Annotated in this window: 14 protein-coding genes and 1 pseudogene; 7 read left to right on the top strand and 8 right to left on the bottom strand. The window is 62.2% G+C overall.

Annotated features, from left to right (window positions below):
* Positions 1-19 precede the first annotated feature (19 nt).
* Both ACLIMP_RS21855 and ACLIMP_RS21860 read right to left on the bottom strand, forming a co-directional pair.
* Positions 20-523, bottom strand: coding sequence for a DUF736 domain-containing protein (locus ACLIMP_RS21855; RefSeq protein ID WP_443478320.1), 504 nt, complete (start codon positions 521-523; stop codon positions 20-22).
* A gap of 176 nt (positions 524-699) precedes the next feature.
* Complete coding sequence (locus tag ACLIMP_RS21860; protein WP_443478321.1) at positions 700-900, bottom strand: hypothetical protein; 201 nt, start codon at positions 898-900, stop codon at positions 700-702.
* 355 nt (positions 901-1,255) lie between these two features.
* Between ACLIMP_RS21860 and ACLIMP_RS21865 the strand changes: the two genes are divergently transcribed.
* Entirely contained in the window at positions 1,256-2,542 is a 1,287-nt protein-coding gene (locus tag ACLIMP_RS21865; RefSeq protein WP_443478322.1) for a Ros/MucR family transcriptional regulator, read from the top strand.
* Positions 2,543-3,063: 521 nt separating this feature from the next.
* On the opposite strand, the gene ACLIMP_RS21870 is transcribed toward ACLIMP_RS21865, so the two are convergent.
* Both ACLIMP_RS21870 and ACLIMP_RS21875 read right to left on the bottom strand, forming a co-directional pair.
* Complete coding sequence (locus tag ACLIMP_RS21870) at positions 3,064-3,288, bottom strand: hypothetical protein (RefSeq protein ID WP_443478323.1); 225 nt, start codon at positions 3,286-3,288, stop codon at positions 3,064-3,066.
* Between the two features lie 65 nt (positions 3,289-3,353).
* Positions 3,354-4,547, bottom strand: a complete 1,194-nt coding sequence (locus ACLIMP_RS21875; RefSeq protein WP_443478324.1) for a DUF932 domain-containing protein — start codon at positions 4,545-4,547, stop codon at positions 3,354-3,356.
* Positions 4,548-4,790: 243 nt separating this feature from the next.
* On the opposite strand from ACLIMP_RS21875, the pseudogene ACLIMP_RS21880 reads away from it, so the two are divergent.
* Positions 4,791-5,172, top strand: a pseudogene (locus ACLIMP_RS21880) (IS5 family transposase); the annotation flags it as partial.
* Between the two features lie 50 nt (positions 5,173-5,222).
* Positions 5,223-6,283 (top strand): IS630 family transposase gene (locus ACLIMP_RS21885; protein WP_443478325.1). Its coding sequence is split into 2 segments (ribosomal slippage): positions 5,223-5,715 and positions 5,715-6,283, totalling 1,062 coding nucleotides; the frame shifts between segments, so codons are not numbered across the junction.
* Between the two features lie 206 nt (positions 6,284-6,489).
* Here ACLIMP_RS21885 and ACLIMP_RS21890 read toward each other — a convergent pair.
* Both ACLIMP_RS21890 and ACLIMP_RS21895 read right to left on the bottom strand, forming a co-directional pair.
* On the bottom strand, positions 6,490-7,506 hold the full coding sequence (locus tag ACLIMP_RS21890) for an alpha/beta fold hydrolase (protein ID WP_443478326.1): 1,017 nt from the start codon (positions 7,504-7,506) through the stop codon (positions 6,490-6,492).
* 204 nt (positions 7,507-7,710) lie between these two features.
* On the bottom strand, positions 7,711-8,463 hold the full coding sequence (locus ACLIMP_RS21895) for an SDR family NAD(P)-dependent oxidoreductase (RefSeq protein WP_443478327.1): 753 nt from the start codon (positions 8,461-8,463) through the stop codon (positions 7,711-7,713).
* A gap of 412 nt (positions 8,464-8,875) precedes the next feature.
* On the opposite strand from ACLIMP_RS21895, the gene ACLIMP_RS21900 reads away from it, so the two are divergent.
* On the top strand, positions 8,876-9,712 hold the full coding sequence (locus ACLIMP_RS21900) for an alpha/beta fold hydrolase (RefSeq protein WP_443478328.1): 837 nt from the start codon (positions 8,876-8,878) through the stop codon (positions 9,710-9,712).
* Positions 9,713-9,918: 206 nt separating this feature from the next.
* Positions 9,919-10,533: a response regulator transcription factor gene (locus tag ACLIMP_RS21905; RefSeq protein ID WP_443478329.1), complete on the top strand. Its 615-nt coding sequence runs from the start codon at positions 9,919-9,921 to the stop codon at positions 10,531-10,533.
* Here the strand turns inward: ACLIMP_RS21905 and ACLIMP_RS21910 are convergent.
* The gene (locus ACLIMP_RS21910) at positions 10,507-10,962 is read right to left on the bottom strand and encodes a sensor histidine kinase (protein WP_443478330.1); all 456 of its coding nucleotides are present in this window, start codon (positions 10,960-10,962) and stop codon (positions 10,507-10,509) included. The two genes, ACLIMP_RS21905 and ACLIMP_RS21910, sit on opposite strands and share 27 nt — an antisense overlap.
* On the bottom strand, positions 10,947-13,622 hold the full coding sequence (locus ACLIMP_RS21915) for a ligand-binding sensor domain-containing protein (RefSeq protein ID WP_443478331.1): 2,676 nt from the start codon (positions 13,620-13,622) through the stop codon (positions 10,947-10,949). Before ACLIMP_RS21915 ends, ACLIMP_RS21910 begins: the two co-directional genes overlap by 16 nt.
* A gap of 199 nt (positions 13,623-13,821) precedes the next feature.
* Between ACLIMP_RS21915 and ACLIMP_RS21920 the strand changes: the two genes are divergently transcribed.
* Both ACLIMP_RS21920 and ACLIMP_RS21925 read left to right on the top strand, forming a co-directional pair.
* Positions 13,822-14,211, top strand: coding sequence for a response regulator (locus ACLIMP_RS21920; protein ID WP_443478332.1), 390 nt, complete (start codon positions 13,822-13,824; stop codon positions 14,209-14,211).
* A gap of 107 nt (positions 14,212-14,318) precedes the next feature.
* Positions 14,319-15,716 (top strand): sensor histidine kinase, encoded by a 1,398-nt coding sequence (locus ACLIMP_RS21925; RefSeq protein WP_443478333.1) that lies wholly within the window; start codon positions 14,319-14,321, stop codon positions 15,714-15,716.
* The last annotated feature ends 22 nt before the right edge of the window (positions 15,717-15,738 follow it).

Consider the following 15,738-nt stretch of genomic DNA (forward strand, 5'->3'; position numbering starts at 1 on the left):
CCGGTGACGGTGTCGGCCTTCAGAAGGCGATCTCGTCATCGAGATCGTCCCCGAGTCCGCCCGGCAGCTCGTCCGTGAGCGAACCGGCCCCATCAGCGGTGCTATCGCCGAAACCGTTCCCGGTTCCGGCGCTCATGCGGTGCGCACCGCCGGCTTCATAGTCACTCCGTCCACTGCGCGTTGCGGGACCGAAGTCGTCGCGGCGCTGCGGCCGCCGCCAGGCGACCCGCAGCCCTTCCTCCTCGCTGCCGAACAGCGCGATCGGCAGTGGCTCGGGAAGGCTGGGATCGTCGATCGAGCCCTGGAGGAATGCCTCGCCAGTGGTGTTGCGAGCGACAGCTTCCCACAGCGCACCGATCTGGACCCAGCGATTGCCGACATTGAGCGCGACGATCTCGAAGACCGGGGCGCGATCGTTGCCGCTCTCGACGGGACGCAAACCAAGGTGGGGCAGATCGATGGTGCGGGTGGCAATCGAGCCCATCAGACGGCCGTTGCGCAGCTGGAATTCACCAATGTTCATCTCAATTCTCCTTTGACGTACGCCGCTTCGAGCAATCCGAAACGACACCCTCAAAGGTCCCTCTCTTCTCCCGGCCCGTTCCCCTGCGGAACACTCTCCATCCATGTGCAGAGCGCCCCATTCGCACCCCGCCTGTGTTCATGCCTGCGACGGCTCCCTTTCGTTCGCGAGGTCGTTCAGAGACCGCGTTCAGCCGCCAGCCTATCGAGTTCGGCGATAAGCCGCTCGATTTCTTCCCTGTAAGCATCATCGACAATCCGGCCCCCGCTGTTGGTGACATGAAAGGCGAGCAGTTCTGGTTGAGCAACATCCGGATGATAGCCAAATTCATCCTGACGTTGAGGTAGCTGGCCCGGAGGGATGTCAGCGGCGAGCAACGATACCTTTTCCTGATCGGTAGCCGTCACCAATCGCGTACCGGTAGCGCAAGTCACGGATGCAGATCGCGCTGCGCCGGCGGCCGCGAAAGTACGCTGGTGCAACGTCGATGCGAAGTGTCGGAAACAAGAAAATCCTCGATTATCCGATGTGATATGTTTGCGGTCGACCAACAACCGGCGAAGGTGCCGAGCAGATATCGGAACGGGTATTGGGACAGAAAACGATCGAAGAGCGCCAGAGCCAGGAACGAGCGCACCTGACCGCAAACTATTGGGTAGCGACATTGCTTCGTCGCGAACTATGCAGACAACCTGTCACGCCGCGCCACCCCCGTTCTGTCCAATAGCGCCGTTGGAACCACATATCGACATTGTGCTTTACTCGTTTGCCAATTGGTACAAGAACAGCTCCACTCAAAAGCGCCCAGAAGAGGGGATCCCCATGTCTGATACTGAGCAGTCCGAGCTCGCCCGCCTGACCGTCGAATTGCTCAGCGCATTCGTCGCCAACAACACAATCTCGAGCGAGGCTCTGCCAGGTCTGATCGAAGCCACCCGTTCGGCACTTGCAGGGGAATCGGGCGAAGCACCGATGCCGGCTCCGGAATTCAAGCCGGCGGTGACGATCGAGGAAAGCCTTGCTTCGCGTGACCACATCGTAAGCTTGATCGACGGAAAGCCTTACCGGGCGTTGAAGCGTCATCTTACCAACAATGGCCTGACGCCGGAACAATACCGTGAGCGCTACAATCTTCCGGCGAGTTACCCGATGGTTTCTCCCAGCTATTCCGAACAGCGTCGTGCTTTTGCGAAGGCTGCCGGACTGGGTGGAAGCGCTGGTAAGCCAGTATCGAGCGCCGCGCCGACTGCCAACGTCGCAAAGCCGGCCGCGAAGGCTGAAACCTCGCCGGCGAAGGCAACCCGCAAGACGAGTACAAAATCGGCCACCAAGTCAGCGTCCAAGCCTGTTGTCACCAAGACGGCACCGGCTTCAGCAGCAAGCGCGCCTGAACCGGTAACACCGGCAGCGAAGAACGAAAAGGCTGCTGCGGTCAAGGCTGCAGCTGGAAAGGCCGCTTCCAAGGCGAAGGCAACGCTGGCTATGAAGAAGCCGGTTGCCGCATCGGCGGAGCCTGCGGCAAAGACCGGCGGGAACACTTCAACCAAGACGCCCGCCGCTCCTGAAAGCAAGTCGGAGGCAAAACTCGCATCGCGGCCACGATCGTCTGCCAAGGCCTCAGCCAAGTCCGCCGGAAATTCGGCTCGCAAGATGGCGCGCCCGCCGGCAAGTGCTCCGGCGACGATCCCGGCTGGCGTATCGGGCGTGCCCGCTGTTGCCCAATCCGCTCCAAAATCCGCAGCCAAGAAAGCGGCAGCCGGGAAGCCCAAGACCGCAAAGCCTGCGACCGCCAAAGTCACGAAAGCGAAGACCAGCCCCCCCGTAGCAACCGAGGCAACTGCTGGCGATCTGCGTGCCAAGAGCGTGCCCGCAAAAGCCAAGGCGGCGGGCGCCAAGAAGACCAAGCTGACGCCGAAATACGGCTCGGTCACCGTACCGCAAGCCGCCACCCCTGAGGCTACGGCTCGCGTCCCCGAAACTCAGGGCACGGTGCCCGCGCCGAGTGACGCGCCGGCATAAGTGCAATCTCCTGGGCGGCGCACGATCGTCTGCCTGGATTAAAAAGAGCGGCCATCTTCCTGGGATGGCCGCTCTTTTTTTAGCGATCCAGATTGCCGGAGTAGATGGCAATGTTGGTCAATGGATCTCGGCTAGAAGGATCTCGCCGTCTCGGGGCCACTGACTTGTCACCATCACGGGGTGAAGCGGATTTTCGGTTCTGACGATGTACTGCGCCGCGCCGGTCTGCGCCCGCAGGCGCAACGCAACAACATAGGCATTCTGAAACGACGCCAGCCTGGCGCGTATTGCAGAGGATCGCATGAAGTGAGCTCCTCACAAGCGGGCCCCAACACGAGAAAGCGGCCAGAACGGTCGGTCCCGCAGCTGTACCCGCTATCAGGGGTAATCAGCAAGGTGCCAACGACCCCGGGCAGTGATCGCAGTCGTCCTACGGTACTGGAACGGACAACGGCCGGCGATGATCACCGGCCACGCCCCTCCTGACCCCCAGAATGTGCCCACGCAGTGCATCACAACCGCTACAGGTCGTCTCCGATGGCTCGTGCGCACAAAATCTGATCCGCACCCGACAAGACCCTCTCGTCGTAATAGGGGCTCTGCTCGACCCGCAGCAGAGCCAGGGAGACGGCGGCGTCTGGATCGACGATGGTCATTGCGAATTCTTCAGCCGCGTAACAGTGGCTGCCGCTGTAAAAGTCGATCCGCACGCGCATCAGTTCCGTCCAGGCAACCTGATCGGTCATTTTCGGTACTCCCGGATAGGACGTACGGGGGGATTGCGGCCATCAAGGCCGCAATCCCCCAGCCATCAACTCGCGCGCTCAAGAAGCCTGCGAGCCTTGCCTTCCAATTCAAGCCGGTCGTCCTGATGAACCTTGCTACGGGCCGTGGCAGTAATGCCCTGGACAAAATCATAGAGCGAGCTTGGGGGATGACCTTCCTCGTCGAGGACAGTCGCTATGATGCGGCCCGTGTCCCCCTTCGAAAAACCGCGACCGCGCAGAAAGGAGATGCGGTCCTCATCGTTTCTGGCAACGATACGCTCGCGCGCGGTGCGTATGCCCTCGATGAAACTGCGAGGCGAAGAGCCCGCGAAGCGTGAAAGCGCAGGGGCTGCATGTTCAGCGAAGCGATTGGCAGCAAACTTCGAGTGCCGGATATTGATTTCCTCGAAGTTCTCTACCCCCCACAGGTTGCGGTTCATGCAAACGGCGCGCAGGAAGAAGGTGGCGAGACCGAGGGTTTTCGAACCGACCTCGGAATTCCAGCAATAGAAGCCCTTGAAAAAGAGGTCCGGCTCGCCGCTCGGCAGCTTGCCCGCCTCGATCGGATTGGTGTCATCGACGAGGAACAGGAAGACGTCGCGATCGGATGCATAGAGCGTGGTCGTATCGCTCGTGACATCGACATGGGGGTTGTAGGTCATCGTCGACCAGTCGAGCACACCCGGTACCTTCCAGCGCGTATCACCGGTGCCGTTGCCAGCGATTCTCATCACTGCCGCCACGAGCTCATGGTCCCAGATACGGCCGTAATCGGGACCGGTCACGGCCCGCAGTTCCGTCCGGCCATCGCGGGTTTCCAGCATTTTCACATGCTCACCGCGGTGCGAGAGCAGGCCGTGCTGCAGGTTGATCCCGGCGAGCGTCGCCGGAAGCCCTCTGAGGTAGGCACTGGGAGCGCCGACGAGGCTGCAAAGCTGCCCGAACGACCAGTTGGTCGGCGCAACGGGCTCTGCGCAGCCCGGGGTTAGCAAAGTCAGGCGATCGGCATCGCCGGGTTCTGCGCGGACTTCGATAGCGCGGCTCTCGACTATCCGGGTGGTTGCAGCCTCAGCCCGTGCGAGCATCATCGCGTGAAGGTCGCCGAGCGAAAGGAAGCGTTCGTCGGCCGGGCGGGCAAACCATTCCGAGGACACGCGCGAAACATTCTCGCCCCGGCTGACGTCGACGCGGTACGGTGCCAGAGGCTGCACTTGCGGGAGGCTGGATGAATTTGTCATGTTCGTGATCTCCGTACGAGGTTCCAGGCCGCGGACTGCCAATCATCCGCGCTCCTTTCGCTCCCCCCTTCCCTTTGCGCGACTGGATAGCGGCAATGGCGGTTAGGGGGCGGTCGCCCCCGTGGAGGAATTGATACGGCTCGACACGTCATCTCCCTTGCCGGCTGCGCCAGGCCATGTTGACAAAAGGGATTCCCACCCCGGTCGAGTTCTTGTTCAAGCCTACCTTTTGGAAGGACAGGCATGGATCGCGGCGACCTGAGCGACGCAGAATGGGAATTGATCGGGCCGCTGCTTCCGCCCGAGCGTGGCAGGCATGCCCGTCCCTACCGGAGATAATCGGCGCTATTTCAACGGAATGCTTCATGTCCTGCGGGTTGGCTGCCCTTGGCGGGACATGCATGAGCGATACGGGAAGTGGGACTCGGTCTACGTCCGCTTCCGCCGTTGGGCCGAGCAGGGCGTCTGGGATGCCATGCTGCAAACACTGGTCGACCTTGGCCTGACCGACGACTGGCAACACATGATCGACAGCACCACGATCCGGGGGCACGTATCGGCCGCTGGCGCTAAAGGGGGACGTGTAATACCAAGGTGCGTTGAGGCTGACTCACGCGGGGGATTCCCAAGATCGTGAAAATCTGATTCGACGTAGCAGGCACGTGGAGGCTTGCGATGGCGGCAGCGATTGGGGTTCGGTATGACTACACATCGGCAGATTTGCGCCAGTTTGCGCGACGAAGCGATGATGCGGATCAGGTCCGGCGGCTATTGGCGGTGGCTCTGATCCTGGACGGCGGGAGCCGGAGCGAAGCGGCGAAGGTTGCCGGCGTCACGCTGCAAATCGTGCGCGACTGGGTCCTGCGGTTCAACGAAGGCGGCCCCGATGGTCTGGCGACGCGCAAGGCGCCGGGCCGGGCCGCGATCCTCAATGACGAGCAGCGCGCGCGGCTTGCGGCGATAGTCGAGGCCGGGCCAATCCCCGCGTCGCATGGCGTCGTGCGCTGGCGGCTTGCCGATCTGACCCAGTGGATCTGGGACGAGTTCGCGCTCTCGGTCACGCGCCATACCCTCGGGCGTGAGCTTCGCGCGATGGGCTACCGCAAGCTCTCGGCGCGGCCCCGCCATCGGGGGCAGAAGGGCGACGACATTGCCGATTTTAAAAAAGCTTCGCTGCCCGCCTGGCGCAGATCAGGTGGCGCCTCCCGCGAGGAACGCCGATAGAGCTGTGGTGGCAGGACGAGGCTCGCATCGGTCAGCAAACCAAGCTCACCCGGCGCTGGGCGAAGCGCGGCACGCGGCCCTCGGCACCCAAGGATCAGCGGCGCTCCTCGGCATGGCTGTTCGGCGCGATCTGTCCCGCCGAAGGTAAAGCCGCCGCCATCGTCATGCCCCGCTGCAACAGCGAGACGATGAGCAAGCACCTCGAGGAGATCGCCTTTCACGTCGCGCCAGGCGCACATGCCGTTCTGCTGCTCGATCAGGCCGGATGGCATGGATCGGTCGAGCTGGTCGTGCCGCCCAACATCACCTTGATGCCGCTGCCGCCCAGGTGCCCGGAGCTCAACCCCGTCGAGAACGTCTGGCAGTTCATGCGCGACAACTGGCTGTCGAACCGCATCTTCAAATCCTACGATGACATCGTCGACCACTGCTGCTTCGCCTGGAACAAGCTCGTCGAACAGCCCTGGCGCATCATGTCCCTCGGACTGCGCCAATGGGCCCATGGGTTCTGATCAATGCACCTTGGTATAACGGGACCGGCAGCGAACCTTGGGCATGCTGCCAGACCGGTACGGGGTTAAATATTTGCTAGCTCGTCTGCCCGCTTAGCCCGGCCACGCCCGCCGACATAGCCGACGTTCCCGATGCTCACCCGCCTCCCTCAAAGCTGCTGTACGTTAATGTACTCGATTGGATTTATTAATCGGCAAGCTCAACATCAGCGAACAAAGCGCTCGATGTTTTCAACCAGCGTTTCAGGAATTTCGTCGGGAATGAAATGCCCGCTGTCGACCCTGACCACTTCGGCTCCGGGCGCCTTGGTTGCCAGGACGCCTTTCAGCCACGCATAACCCGGCCCGCCAAGTGCGAGCACCGGCATCTTAAGCGGCGCATAGCCATCGTCGTCGACGATGTCCTGAGGAAAGGCCTGATACCAACCGTCGCCCGCCCGGATGGCATCTGGTGAACCGTAAGCTGCAGCATAAACGTCCCGGTCGAGCGCATCGATCGAGCGTTCGTCTTGGGTCAGGTAGTGGAAGAACCAGTCCTGCTCCATCCGGATACGGCCATCGGCCGCCATCTTTTCGTGCAGTTCGGGAACCTGGTGATAAGCGAACCACCAGACATAGGCATGTGAACCGTCGCCAACCTTGTCACCAAACGTACCCAGCGCCGGCAGCATGGGCCATGTCGCAAGTCCTGCATCCGGCGGAGCGACGTCGAGAAGTACCAGCTTGCTGGTTAGGTCTGGATGATTGGCCGCAAAGCTGTAGGCTACCATCGACCCGATATCATGGCCGACTATATCGACTTTACCGAGGCGAAGCTGACCCACCAGACCCGCGATATCGGCAGCCATGGTTTTCTTGTCATAGCCACCGGTAGGCTTGTCAGAAGACCCCATACCGCGCAGATCGACCGCAATCACCCGCCGATCTCGCGCAAGTGCCGGCATGACCTTGTGATACGACCACCAAGTCTGAGGCCATCCCGGCAGCAATATCAGCGGAGGGTTTGCGCTGTTTGCCGCGCCTCCTTCGACGTAATGAAGACGTACGCCGCCGACTTCGACGAAGCCTTCGCGGAATCCCGGCAAATGCCTGAGCAACGCTTCATCGGATGTCGCGGCCGGCGTAATCGCGCTGGGCGAAGCTGCCAGCACCGAGCCTGCTGCCATTACGGGGCTAGCCGAAAGCACCATGAGTGCAATTCGCAAAGTGAAGTTCCGGATCATGTGGTGCTGCTCCCTGAGCCAGAATGGCTGCGGCGTCGGTCGGATATTCGAATAGCGCAGCGCACGATGCGCGCGCTGCCAGACGCGTGGACGCAAACCTCGTCCATGCGGCTGCTTCACTCATTCCTGGGTATGAGATGCTTGTTACTAGCGCCCGCCGCCGGATCACGGCGGGCGGGCGCTTGAGGATCACAGGAACCTTGGTCAGATCTGGACCTGACCGCCATCGACGAAGAGTTCCACACCGTTGATGAAGCTTGCTTCGTCCGAACTGAGGAACAGCACGGCCTTGGCGATTTCCGAGGGCTGGCCGATGCGACCGGCGGGGATCAGCCCTGCAAGATAGGCCTTGGTATTCTCGGCATCCTCACCGCCGCCGAACAGTTCATCGACACCCGGGGTATCGGTGACGCCGGGGCTGACGGCGTTCACGCGGATGTGGCGATCCTTCAGGTCGAGGATCCAGTTGCGCGCAAAGTTGCGCACGGCCGCCTTGCTGGCGCTGTAGACGCTCAGCGCAGGTGTACCCGAGATGCTCACGGTCGAGGCGGTCAGCACCACTGAAGCGCCGTCACGCAGCAGCGGGAGAGCCTTCTGCACGGTGAACAGCACACCCTTCACGTTGGTGTCGAAGGTCTTTTCGTAGTGCTCCTCGGTAATCGCGCCGAGCGGTGCGAATTCGCCGCCGCCGGCATTGGCGAAGATGACGTCGATAGCGGAGTGCTGCTGCTGAACCGCGTCGTAGAGGCGGTCGACATCGGCCAGCTTGCTCATGTCGCCGCGTACGCCGGTGACGTTGCCGCCGATCGCCTTGACCGCCGCGTCGAGGGCTTCCTGCCGCCGTCCGGTGACGAACACCGATGCGCCTTCGTCTGCGAAGGCCTTGGCCGTTGCAAGACCAATCCCCGTGGTGCCACCGGTGACCACGACGACCTTGTTTTCGAACCTGTTAGCCATGTCATTCTCCATTTGTGCATTCGGTGGGAAACCGTTTCCCTGCCGCTGGAGAACAAATGCATCCGGAACGATCTTGGCTGTAGACAGCAAAATCGCTACTCATCGTTCTATACATGGAACGATGAGTAGGATCTGGGATTCTTCACCTCGCGGGTGCCAAAAGCCGAAAGCCTCCTCCTCAGATGTTACGTCAGGCATACTCAGGGATGATTTCGGATCGAACGTCCTTCTGGTGAAATCAAGCCAAGGCAAACCCAGCCGGCAAGCCAATCATTCCAGTATTCCGAAACAACAATCTGATTTTATCTGACTTTTCCGAAAACCCGATCGTCGCCAGAAGTCACCTCACCGGCTGAGGAAGAACGGCTTCGCCCCTAATCCGCCTGACCACACACACCGAAGGACCAGCATCATGGCTTATGTAACCACCAAGGACGGCGTCGAAATCTTCTTCAAGGACTGGGGCCCCAAGGATGCCCAACCCATCGTCTTTCACCACGGCTGGCCGCTCTCGTCGGACGACTGGGATGCGCAGATGCTGTTCTTCCTCTCCAAGGGCTATCGCGTCGTCGCCCATGATCGCCGTGGCCACGGCCGCTCGGAACAGGTGAGCGAGGGTCACGACATGGACCACTACGCCGCCGATGCCGCCGCCGTGATGGAGCATCTGGACCTCAAGAACACGGTCCACATCGGTCACTCGACCGGCGGCGGTGAAGTCGCGGCCTATGTCGCCCGCTACGGCATCCCGCAGGGCCGCGTCGCCAAGGCCGTGCTGGTCAGCGCCGTACCGCCGATCATGCTCAAGACCGATCGCTATCCGGGCGGTCTGTCGATCGAAGTGTTCGACGGCCTGCGCGCCGGGCTTGCCGCCAACCGTTCGCAGTTCTTCCGCGACGTTGCCGCCGGCCCGTTCTACGGCTTCAACCGCGAAGGCGCGAACGTACTGCCCGCCGTGATCGACAACTGGTGGCGCCAGGGCATGATGGGCAGTGCCAAGGCCCACTACGAGGGCATCAAGGCGTTCTCGGAAACCGACCAGACCGACGATCTGAAGGCGATCACCGTGCCCACGCTGGTGCTCCACGGCGATGACGATCAGGTCGTGCCTTACAAAAACGCCGGCGTGCTGCAGGCCGAGATCCTGCCGAATGCGACGCTCAAGATCTACGAGGGCTTCTCGCACGGCATGCTCACCGTCAACGCCGACACCATCAATCCCGACCTGCTCGCCTTCGTGCAGGCCTGAACGATAGAATGGCCCCCGGGATGCTGATCGCTATCCCGGGGGCAATTGGTCAATGCTCGTTTCCGCCGAACACCGATCGAACAGGTCGCTGTGCCCCTCGAACCTCGGCACCGAAACCCGTCCGAAGCGGAAATCCGGTTGTCCCTCCATGCAGTGCGCGTCTAGGATCAATCCTTGGCCCTTCATTACGCCTGAGAGATGCAGCGATGATCCGTATATTGGTGGTCGACGATCACCCCGTCGTTTGCGAGGGCCTGAGCGCAATCATCGAAAGCGAAGAAGACCTGACGATAGCCGGAACTGCCGGCGACGGGATCGAAGCCGTGCATCAGTTCTCGGCGCTTCGGCCGGACGTCACCTTGATGGACATGCAAATGCCCAAGGCGAACGGTGCTGAAGCCATCGCGACCATTCTGGCGGGCGAGCCGTCGGCAAGGATCATCGTCTTGTCGACATATGCCGGAGATGCCTCAGCAGCCCGCTCTCTCAAGATCGGCGCGGCCGGTTACATGCTCAAGAGTAATGCTCGCAAGGTCATAGCGCAGGCGATCCGCGATGTGCACGCAGGCAAGCGCTACATCGATGCGTCGGTCGCTTCGGAAATCGCCATCCATGTCGGCGAACGGTCGTTGACCGCGCGCGAAACGCAGGTGCTTGCGGAAGCCGCCAGAGGCAACGGCAACCGCGAGATTGCGCAGATCCTGGGTATTTCCGAGGAAACCGTGAAGGATTACTTCAAGAGCGCCTTCACCAAGCTCAACGTCTCCGACCGCACCCACGCGGTCACCGAGGCACTACGGCGAGGCATGCTGACGATCTGATCGGCCGGTAAACCGGCTCGCCAGCCAAGTCGGAAAGCCAACGCGGACCGCATAGGCCTTGCGCTCCGGAACCCGCATCCAGATCGAAGTACCGGCTCCCGGCCGGGATTCGACCGTCAGCCTGGCCCCGATGCTTTCCGCACGCTTCTGCATCCCCAGGAGGCCAAAGCCGGATCCCGAATCTCCGCGGCTCTCAAAACCCGAACCATTGTCGGCCACCACGACCTCCAGAGCGCGCCTACCAAACGTCAGTTCGACCGTGACAGTCTGCGCCCGCGCATGGCGCGCCGCATTGAACAGCGCCTCTGCCACGATCTCGCGAACTTCGCGAATAACCACGACATCGACCGGTCGAACGTGTCCATTTACCGAGACCGACCTGTCTACATCGGCCGCGAAGGGCATTTCCATCATCACCTGCTGCAGCATGGCATCGAGGTCGGCCGGGCTGTCCTCCAGATGCAGGTTGTGAACGCGCAGTTTACCCTCGGCAATGAGCGCATCGGCACGGTCGAGACTTTGCTCCAATTCCTCTCGATTGGGGTCGGCACCCTGCATCCTGGAGGTGATCGCCTGGATGCGCATGACCAGCCCCTGCATGCCTTGCAGCAGGGTGTCGTGAATATCGCGGCGATGCGCTCGCGCTCGTTCGCGCGCTCGGCTGCCTGGCTACGCAACCGCCGCGCGACTTGAGCGACACGCCAGCGCACGGCAAGCCAGACGCCAAGCAACAGGGCAAGCCCCGTGGACGCGGAAAACCACCAAGTCTGCCAGAAATGCGGCGCCACATCGATTTCGATGGCCTGCCCCTGATTGTTCCAGACGCCGTGAGAGTTCGCACCAACGACTTCGAGCTGATAATGTCCGGGTGGCAGCCGCGTAAACATGGCGGCGCGCTGCTCGCTGGCGTCGACCCATTCCGTATCCATGCCCTTCAGCCGGTAGCGCAGGCGCGTCGCCATGGGATTGTCGAAATCGACGACGGCAAGCTGTATCCGCAGCCGAACGGTGCCGGAAGGAAGTTCCACTCTGGGCCCCACCGGCATGGCCCGGTCATCGGCTTCGATTGCCGTGACGAGCACGGGCGGCGGCGGCCCATCCGTAGGCGCGGTGGCCGGATCGAATACGGCGATCCCATTGCTCGTCGAAACCCAGATGCGCCCGCTGCCGTCGGCTGCCAGACCTGACATGTTCGCGTAAGTTGGCGGACCAGGCACGCCGTCTGCAGCTCGGAAAATACGCAGATCCGGCTGGAAATGCGGATCGACAAATGTGCGATCAAGATCGGCCGTCCGCAGCCGGACGATCCCACTGCTCGTTTGCAGCCACGTCTCGCCGCGCGGGGTCTGTACGATCCCGGCGACGAAATTGAGCCAGGGGAAGCGAACGCTCGACACCACTTGGACCGATCGACCGTCGAACCGGCCAAGGCCACGGTCACCGCCCAGCAGTATCGCATTTCTGCTGCGATACTGCGCTTCGATAAAGCCCAGCGTATTGTCGTCATGGCGCCATACGATCCGGGAATGCTCGCCATCGGTCAGCCACAGATTGCCATTGCCGATATAGGCGAGCACCCAGCCGTCGCGCCACGCGGAATAAGTGCCGATCGAATAGCCCGAATCCTCACCGAGAGCGACGGCGGTGGAGTGCTTTGGTCCCAGAAGTGCAAGGCCGCGATCGGCAGCGCCCCACAGGCGCCCCCGATCGTCTTCAAGGCATCCGTTAACGCCCAGCTCTTTCGCAAGTCTTGCCCCATCGTGGCCGAGAGGAAGCGAGGCCGGCGAAGGTCCGCCGATGCGCGTAAAACGGTCCGTCCCATTGAACACCCAGACGCCCCCGGCCCGGGCAGCGCACGGCGCGACCCCGCCCGGGCGTGTTCCCGGCCAGGATGTAAGGCCTTGGCCGAAGCCGGACCGAAACAGGTGGTCCTGCCTCCAGGCCCAGACAGTGCCGCGCCCGTCGGCGGCGGCGAATGCCGGAGAACGGTTTTCAACCGTGTTGTTGGCGCCCGCCAGAACCGACACGAAGGAGCTGCGGCTGAAGCGTTCCAAGCCTTGGCTCGTCCCTATCCAGAGCGCCTGTTCGCGATCGATCATCGAAGGCAGCGCGCTCAGCGGCAATACGGATGCAGTCAACGCATAGCCGCTGGGCCATCCGGCAATACGCACCGCACGCCCGGACGCTCCGATGGCGTAGCGCTCCAGCACATTGTCGCCCTGAATGATCCAGAAGTGGCGGGCATCCTCGAAGCGGACCGGCGCGTCGCCTTTGCGGGTAAAGCCCGTGATCGCAAAAGCCTCGCCGCCAATGACCTTGGTGGAACCCAGCTCGGTGAGGCGGCTTTTTCCGACCAGCCAGACACGGCCGTCGGGACTATTCGCAAGGCCGGAAGAATGGATCCCGCTTGCCACGATGCGCAACCTTCGATCCCTGGGCGAGACGGCGATCAGCCGGTCCCCCACCAGCAGCCATAGCGTCCCATCGCCGCCGATCGCGCTGCCATAGAACAGCTCGGCCTTGAACTCGGTCCACAGAACCCATTTGCGATCGATCAAGCGGGCCACGTAGACCCGCCTGCTATCGCTGCCCACGGCCCAGGCCATTCCGGCACGGTTGGCTGGCAGGGCCCAGACGGTACTCATGCGAAGGCCGGTCTGCGCGACGTGCCGACCGGCGCGCACAAGCGAGAGCCCCCCGTAATCGTGACCGACCCACAGATCGCCATCGGCAGTTGCCAAGAGCGGCCCGATCGTATCGGCCTGGATCGGTTTCGCGCTGGAAGGCGGCTGTCGCACGAAACTCCGGCCATCGTACCTGTAGAGACCGTCACTGGCACCGATCCACAGAATCCCGTCGGGCGTCTGCGCCAGGGACCGAACCCCGGCCGGGGCGCCCTCCCGCGGCCCTGTGAAGCTGTGCTGCCAGCCCCGCATTTCCAGAGAGGATAGCGGTTGAGTTCCGGCCCCAGCGCTGCCGCTTGCCATGCACAGCAGGCTGAGCGCGCTCAGCAGACCAATCCGGGACAGCCGTCTCCGCGGCCGCAATAATCCTGCTCGGCCGCGCCGCGCCACTGCGTTCAAAACCACCCGTTTCTCCTTAACCCCGAGTGGCGACGCATCACGGCGTGATCGCCCCTAGCACCGAGCAGGCGATGATGCACTCATGCCCCGGTATGAGCTGAGCGCAATGGAGGTCGATCCTCCAAGCGCAGCCCATTCACACCCGCGTATAATTGTTCGGGGCCAACAATCCGGCTTAGGAAGGAGGAGATCGGAAGGCTTTTCAATGAACCGCACACCACTTCCATACCCATGCGTGGCGATCGTCGATGACGAGGAATGTGTCCGCACGGCCCTTGCCGGGCTGCTGCGGTCGATCGAGGTGCCTTCGGCTCTGTTCGAAAGCGGGATCAGCCTGCTCGAACAAGACCTCCGTCATTTCATCCTCGTTCTGAGCGATATTCAAATGCCGGAGCTGTCGGGTATCGAGCTGCTGGACCGCATCCGCGCACTGGCGCCCAATCTCCCGGTTGCCCTGATGACTGCGTACCCCGATGCCGAATGGCGCCAGCGTGCGCAGGAAAAGGGCGCGTACCGTTTCCTTGCCAAACCTCTGGATGCCGATGCCGTCATCGCCATGATCGAAGGTCTGCTGGGCGGGGCCGGACAAGGCTAGCCATGGTCACGCCCTTCACGGACAGGACGCGAGTGTCTCTCGCCGCGCTGACAGCGGCAGCCGTCTTCGTCATCGATACGTTCACGCGCCTGCAGAGCGCCGTCGCCGTGCTCTATGCGCTGGTGCTGCTGATAGCCGACGACGGAACTTCTCGGTCTCGCCCCTCTTACTGGGCCTATCCCTGCGCCGCCCTTGCCGTGATCAGCTTTCTCATCAACCACGGCGGCAGGGCCGATACGGACGAAATACTGCGCCTCGTGGCCAGCCTTGCCGCCGTCACCATCGCTGCTTTGCTCCTCGCCCGAAACCGACGGCTGCGCGAGCAGGTCAGGGCCAGAGATGTCCGTTACGAAACAATTTTCAACTCGCTTGCCCTTGCCATCTGGGAGCATGATTTCACTGAAGTCATGGCCGAACTGAACGCCATCGAGGCAGGCGGTGTCGATGATCTGGAAGCCTATCTGCGGGCCAATCCCGGCCGGGTCGCGCACATGTGCAGCCTGGTCAGGATCACCCATGCCAATGACGCAGCCATGCGACTGTTGGATCTGGAAGGTGAGGCAGGCTTCTTCGAGCGCCTTTCCGACTTTCTGCCCGAAGAGGATGAGAGTTTCCTGGAAGGCTTGCTTGCCCTCGACCGGCGCAGCCCTACATTCGAGATCGAATGCCAGGTCCGCACCGCGCGGGGCAACCTCATACCCATTTTCATCACGATGCGCCTGCCGACCGATGGCAACGGCTATGATCGCGTCTGTGGCAGCGTGCTCGATCTTACCGAGCGCAAGCGGATGGAAAGGAACCTCGATGTTGCCCGGCTCGAACGGGACGAGGCCCTGCACCGCGCAATCATCGGTGGCCTCTCCACCTCGATTTCGCACGAGGTCAGCCAACCGCTGTCGTCAATCAACGCCTATCTCGCAGCCGCGGGCCGTTGGCTCGACAGGCGCCCTCCTGCCGTCACCGAAGCCCGCCGGGTAATCGGCCAGGCGCAACATGCTGGAGAGGATGCCGCGCAGGTCATTGCCCAAGTCCATGAAGTAGTGGAACGGGGTCGTCTGGAGCGGTCACCCATACCTTTTGCCCCTCTCATCCGGCGCGTGAGCGGGGCAATCCGATCCCGGCAGCCGACGGCCACGATCGAACTGACCCTCGACGATGGCAACGACCACATACTTGGCGAGGTCCAACTGCTGGAGCGGCTCGTCTCCAGCCTGATTGGCGGCGCACTAAATGCCGCGCACCGCCCCGATGAGCAAAGGGCGATCGGGATCGCGTCTTGTGCCGATGGCTCCTACGTGCGCCTCAACATCACCTGCAGCGCTACCGCCGAACCGGCAGGCCCCTTGGTGTCGGATCGACAACCCGCTCATCTCTCAGCCGGAAGCCTCGGTCTTTGCCGCGCCATCGCCCAGTTCCATGGTGGCTCCATCCGGGTTACCCGCAACGGCGCGGGAACAGGCATCGATATCGAACTCGAGCTTCCTCGTGCCTGTGATACGGAATGAACAATCGTCGCCGTGCCAGATG

The organism is Novosphingobium aeonii (genome assembly GCF_052279045.1).
Lineage (GTDB): Bacteria > Pseudomonadota > Alphaproteobacteria > Sphingomonadales > Sphingomonadaceae > Novosphingobium.

Coding starts and splice junctions, on each gene's coding strand:
- ACLIMP_RS21855 (WP_443478320.1), bottom strand. CDS start 523: ATGAACATTGGTGAATTCCAGCTGCGCAACGGCCGTCTGATGGGCTCG.
- ACLIMP_RS21870 (WP_443478323.1), bottom strand. CDS start 3,288: ATGACCGATCAGGTTGCCTGGACGGAACTGATGCGCGTGCGGATCGAC.
- ACLIMP_RS21875 (WP_443478324.1), bottom strand. CDS start 4,547: ATGACAAATTCATCCAGCCTCCCGCAAGTGCAGCCTCTGGCACCGTAC.
- ACLIMP_RS21890 (WP_443478326.1), bottom strand. CDS start 7,506: ATGATCCGGAACTTCACTTTGCGAATTGCACTCATGGTGCTTTCGGCT.
- ACLIMP_RS21895 (WP_443478327.1), bottom strand. CDS start 8,463: ATGGCTAACAGGTTCGAAAACAAGGTCGTCGTGGTCACCGGTGGCACC.
- ACLIMP_RS21900 (WP_443478328.1), top strand. CDS start 8,876: ATGGCTTATGTAACCACCAAGGACGGCGTCGAAATCTTCTTCAAGGAC.
- ACLIMP_RS21905 (WP_443478329.1), top strand. CDS start 9,919: ATGATCCGTATATTGGTGGTCGACGATCACCCCGTCGTTTGCGAGGGC.
- ACLIMP_RS21910 (WP_443478330.1), bottom strand. CDS start 10,962: ATGCTGCAGCAGGTGATGATGGAAATGCCCTTCGCGGCCGATGTAGAC.
- ACLIMP_RS21920 (WP_443478332.1), top strand. CDS start 13,822: ATGAACCGCACACCACTTCCATACCCATGCGTGGCGATCGTCGATGAC.